7 protein-coding genes are annotated in these 4,032 nt (G+C 66.4%); all 7 read right to left on the bottom strand.

The window, feature by feature from the left end:
* Position 1: 1 nt before the first annotated feature.
* The 7 genes from K0817_RS00820 to K0817_RS00790 all read right to left on the bottom strand — a co-directional run bounded on the left by K0817_RS00820 (position 2) and on the right by K0817_RS00790 (position 3,989).
* Entirely contained in the window at positions 2-289 is a 288-nt protein-coding gene (locus K0817_RS00820) for a WXG100 family type VII secretion target (RefSeq protein ID WP_219978423.1), read from the bottom strand.
* Between the two features lie 110 nt (positions 290-399).
* Positions 400-963 (bottom strand): hypothetical protein, encoded by a 564-nt coding sequence (locus K0817_RS00815; RefSeq protein ID WP_219979044.1) that lies wholly within the window; start codon positions 961-963, stop codon positions 400-402.
* The gene (locus tag K0817_RS00810; RefSeq protein WP_219979043.1) at positions 954-1,523 is read right to left on the bottom strand and encodes a hypothetical protein; all 570 of its coding nucleotides are present in this window, start codon (positions 1,521-1,523) and stop codon (positions 954-956) included. Before K0817_RS00810 ends, K0817_RS00815 begins: the two co-directional genes overlap by 10 nt.
* Complete coding sequence (locus K0817_RS00805) at positions 1,520-2,002, bottom strand: hypothetical protein (RefSeq protein ID WP_219979042.1); 483 nt, start codon at positions 2,000-2,002, stop codon at positions 1,520-1,522. Before K0817_RS00805 ends, K0817_RS00810 begins: the two co-directional genes overlap by 4 nt.
* 5 nt (positions 2,003-2,007) lie before the next feature.
* Positions 2,008-3,291: a hypothetical protein gene (locus tag K0817_RS00800; protein WP_219979041.1), complete on the bottom strand. Its 1,284-nt coding sequence runs from the start codon at positions 3,289-3,291 to the stop codon at positions 2,008-2,010.
* Positions 3,291-3,620 carry a hypothetical protein gene (locus K0817_RS00795; RefSeq protein ID WP_219979040.1) on the bottom strand — a complete coding sequence of 110 codons (330 nt, stop codon included), beginning with the start codon at positions 3,618-3,620 and terminating at the stop codon, positions 3,291-3,293. Before K0817_RS00795 ends, K0817_RS00800 begins: the two co-directional genes overlap by 1 nt.
* 81 nt (positions 3,621-3,701) lie before the next feature.
* Positions 3,702-3,989: a WXG100 family type VII secretion target gene (locus tag K0817_RS00790; protein WP_219979039.1), complete on the bottom strand. Its 288-nt coding sequence runs from the start codon at positions 3,987-3,989 to the stop codon at positions 3,702-3,704.
* Positions 3,990-4,032 lie beyond the last annotated feature (43 nt).

The raw sequence follows: 4,032 nt of genomic DNA, 5'->3' as shown, positions 1-4,032 counted from the left end.
TTCAGCCGCCGGCGAGCTGCTGATCCAGGTCCTGGATCGCACGCATCATGCCCAGCAGCGACTCCGACATGTCATTGATGCCGTCCACAGCACCCCTCAGACCCGTCGTCAACTCCGAGTAACCCTCACCGAACTTGCCCGACGCGTGCTGCGTCTTGAAATCCTCACCCAGCAACGTGTCCACCTGGCTCTTCAACGAGTCCAGCTGACCCTGAATGTCATCACGAGCCTGCGACAGCGACGACGCCACCTGCTCCATCTCGCTATACGAAGCACCGAAATCGGCCATCGTCAACTCCCTCACTCAGAAACCCGACCCACCCCGGGCCGACGACACCCAACCTAACCGACACCCCGCACTCCGCCCATGGGGACCATTACCCATGGCCCCTCCGCGCACTACGCGAAGCGGATCGAACGGAAGATCCGCTCGAGTTCCGCCTGCACCGCGTCCACGATGAGCGGATCGTCGTGCAGCAGATCGAGCAGGAAGACGAACCCGTCGCGGATGCCGAGATACCGCAGTCCGTAGACCTCGGCCTGCTCGCTACCGGCCACGACGACAGCGGTGATCGCGGTGTCGAACGCGGTGTCGTCGAGAGTCGCCCAGGTCTGCACGACTCCCCCGACACCGGCACGCGAGAGCTGCACGAGATCGTCCGGCGTCGCGGCATCCGAATCGGTGACATAGAGATGCGCGACGATCGTCACCCCGCCGACGAACTCGGTGCGCCAGAAGCGCTCCATCGCTCCAGGAAGGGGCCCCGGCATCCCCTGCAAGTGCAACGCCGTCGCTCCGAGGAGGTCACGCTCCTGGTCGCCCGCGCCGGTGTCGATCAGGAGACTGCCGGCGAGCTCGGCCGCCCAGTCCTCCGGGCGGGCGAAGGTTCCCCACGGGAATCGCAGGGGCACGGGCAGCCACGTGGGTTCGAGCGAGAGCGTGTACACCGGGGCTACCGCCATCGGAACGTCTCCATGATCGAGTCCACGAGCTCGGTCGCTCCCTCTACGAGGACGGGATCGGCGTCGTCGGGATACGGGATGGTCGCGAGGAAGACGAGCCCGCGCCGGCCATCCGCCCCAGGCACCGCGAAACCGTAGCCGACCGCGCGCGTCGTGATCCCGGCCATGTCGTCGCTTCCGGCCTTCTCGGACTGCCAGCGCTGGATCGGCCCGGTGGCGGTGTCGTAGGTCTCGATCGCAGTTGTCGTGAGACTGCCGAGGCCGTCGGCGAACACCGTGCCCGACGGTGCGACGTGCTGCCTCACCGCCAGCGAGAGCGGCAGATGGGCGAGCCCGTCGATCTCGCGATCAGGGAAGTAGACGCTGTGCGTCCGCGTCTGCTCCAGGCGCCGCCACTGCGCGTTCGCGAGCATCCGCAGCCTGACGTCGAGCTCTGGATTGCCGATCTGCTTCATCCGCGCCGACAGCTTCTCCATGAAACGCGCGCGTCCCGCCTCGTCGACCCGGTATTGCGACCAGCCCGGGGGCATGAGGATGCGAAAGCCCGTGAGGGCCGTCATACAGAGCGCGCCGAAGGGTTGCGGGAGTGGATGAAGGCGATTGCGGCAAGCAGGACCACCAGCGCGGCCAGGCTGATGAGGCCCGCGACCCACTGTCCACCCCACACCACATCGCCGTATCGCCTGCCTTCGTCGGGAACCAGACCCGACAACAGGACGGCCGCGATGATGGCACTGACGGTGGGCCCGATGAGACCGCGGAGGCCGGGCAGATCGCCAGGCCAGGCGGTCGCGACGACGAGCACGACGAGGGCGACCGAGGCGATGGCGAGGCCGACGAGGAGCGGCGTCGGCACCGGAAACAGCGGATACGCGACGACCGCATCCCACTTCGTGTCCATCGTGGGGCTCACCTGACCGCCGGAGAGGATGAGCGAACCGACGAGGAAGACCACCAGGATCAGCGCGGGCAGCACGGCGACGGCGACGTATGCGGTGAACGCGAATCGGTGGAGGCGCGTTACGGGACGGCGGTTCACGACCGTCAGCTTACGCGGACATCGCGCAGGCCCGGGATCTGGGGCTGCGCATCGAAGAGGCCCAGGCCGTCGACGAAGCTGAAGCCGCCCCACGCGATGACATTGGCGGCCTGACGGATGCCGCCGGGCAGTGAACCCGCCGTCGACGAGATGAACTGCGCCACCCCGGGACTGGTCGCCCAGGGCGTGCTGCGCATGGTGTTCAGGAACGTGGTGATCTGTGCGGTCTCCGCACCGCCTAGACGGAGTGCCGTCAGCGGGTTGGTGAGCATGCCCGGTTTCGGAAGCGCGAGCCACGACCTCACCGGCGCGAAGAGCGACTGCAGCGGGGCGGCCCACGTCGTGGGGCGCAGGAGAGAGAACTGCGGCAGGCTGCTGCGGATGGCTGCCGTGACGACACCGCGGCCACCTTGGACGACCGTCCCGAGCGTGGGGACTCCGCGTGAGAGAAGCTTGCCGATGCCGAAAGGCAGGAGCCCGACCGCGCTCCACGCGAGATCGCTGAGGCTCGCCCGTCCGTAGGCGAACTTCAGGGCGGTGAGCAGGAACGAGGCAGCGGCCAGCGCGAAGATGATTCCCGCCAGGATGCCGGTGAGGGGCGCGCCGATGATGAGCGCGATGATGCTGAGCACGACCAGAACGATCGCGATGACCTCGAGCACGTTGTCGATGAACTCCCAGAATCCGTCGTTGTTGTCGGCACTCTCGATCGCGTTCTCGATGCCGTCGACGGCGTCGTCGTACGCATCGGACCAGGTGCCGAAGACGTCTTCGAACTCCTCCCAGAGCTCGTTCCGCACGGTCTGCGCGTTCGTCAGGGCCGTCGCGGCCGAATCCGCATCCGACTCGGCTCGATCGGCGGCACGCGTGAGGGCTTCATCGTCGGAACCGGCGGCGGTGGTCGACGCGGTGCTCTCGGCGAAGTCTGCGTCCGCCTTTGCGGTGAGCGCAGCTTGGTAGGCGTTCTCCGCATCTTCGACATCGCTCAGGTTGGTTCGCAGCCAAGACTGCGCCGTGTTCAGCGCCTCGCCGTACGTGGCGAGGCTCTGGCCCGTGCCGCGGTAGCGCACCGCTGCGTCTGAGAGATCGGCGTGAGTCTCGTTGGCCATCTCGGCCAGTTTGTCCGTCCCCTTGCTCTTGTGGACGGACGAGTCACCGATTGCCTTGAGCTGAACCGAGGTGTTCTCCATCGTGGTCGCGAGCGTCTTCAGCTGTCCGCCGCGCGCGGTGATGTCGGCCGCGTTCCCCTCGAGCTGCTGGAGGTCGTAGCCCCGGTTCGGCGACCGCATCAGGAGGCTCTCGTCGAGTTGACGGCGGTGGTGGTCGTGGAGCCCTCGAGGTCTTGGGCCGTCGAGGTGTCCCATTCATCCCAGCCGTCGACGATGGACGTCAACTGCTTGTTGATGTTCTCGAGGTTCTCTTTGAGCTTGCCGCGCTTGTCTCTCCAGGCCACCTCGAAGTCGATCACCTGGTCGAGCAGAGCGCTGCGCCCGTCGGGACGCCCGACGGCGTCCTCCAGGTCGTCGTTCGTGTCCGACGCGTCGTCGAACTCCGAGATCGATGCCGTGAGGCCGGACTGTGCAGCCTTGAGCTGCTCGAGGTCGAGCATGATGTCCACGTGCGGCATCCTCCGTCGGTGTAGGCAGCGAATGAGGGAGCCGACGGTGCGTCGGCTCCCTCACCCGGGAAGCTGTGCGGTTCAGCCGCCGGCGAGCTGCTGATCCAGGTCCTGGATCGCACGCATCATGCCCAGCAGCGACTCCGACATGTCATTGATGCCGTCCACAGCACCCTTCAGACCCGTCGTCAACTCCGAGTAACCCTCACCGAACTTGCCCGACGCGTGCTGCGTCTTGAAATCCTCACCCAGCAACGTGTCCACCTGGCTCTTCAACGAGTCCAGCTGACCCTGAATGTCATCACGAGCCTGCGACAGCGACGACGCCACCTGCTCCATCTCGCTATACGAAGCACCGAAATCGGCCATCGTCAACTCCCTCACTCAGAAACCCGACCCACCCCGGGCCGAC

This window comes from Microbacterium sp. HD4P20, assembly GCF_019449275.2.
GTDB lineage: Bacteria > Actinomycetota > Actinomycetes > Actinomycetales > Microbacteriaceae > Microbacterium.
This window is presented reverse-complemented; position numbering and strand designations above follow the sequence as displayed.

Coding starts and splice junctions, on each gene's coding strand:
- K0817_RS00820 (WP_219978423.1), bottom strand. CDS start 289: ATGGCCGATTTCGGTGCTTCGTATAGCGAGATGGAGCAGGTGGCGTCG.
- K0817_RS00815 (WP_219979044.1), bottom strand. CDS start 963: ATGGCGGTAGCCCCGGTGTACACGCTCTCGCTCGAACCCACGTGGCTG.
- K0817_RS00810 (WP_219979043.1), bottom strand. CDS start 1,523: ATGACGGCCCTCACGGGCTTTCGCATCCTCATGCCCCCGGGCTGGTCG.
- K0817_RS00800 (WP_219979041.1), bottom strand. CDS start 3,291: ATGCGGTCGCCGAACCGGGGCTACGACCTCCAGCAGCTCGAGGGGAAC.
- K0817_RS00790 (WP_219979039.1), bottom strand. CDS start 3,989: ATGGCCGATTTCGGTGCTTCGTATAGCGAGATGGAGCAGGTGGCGTCG.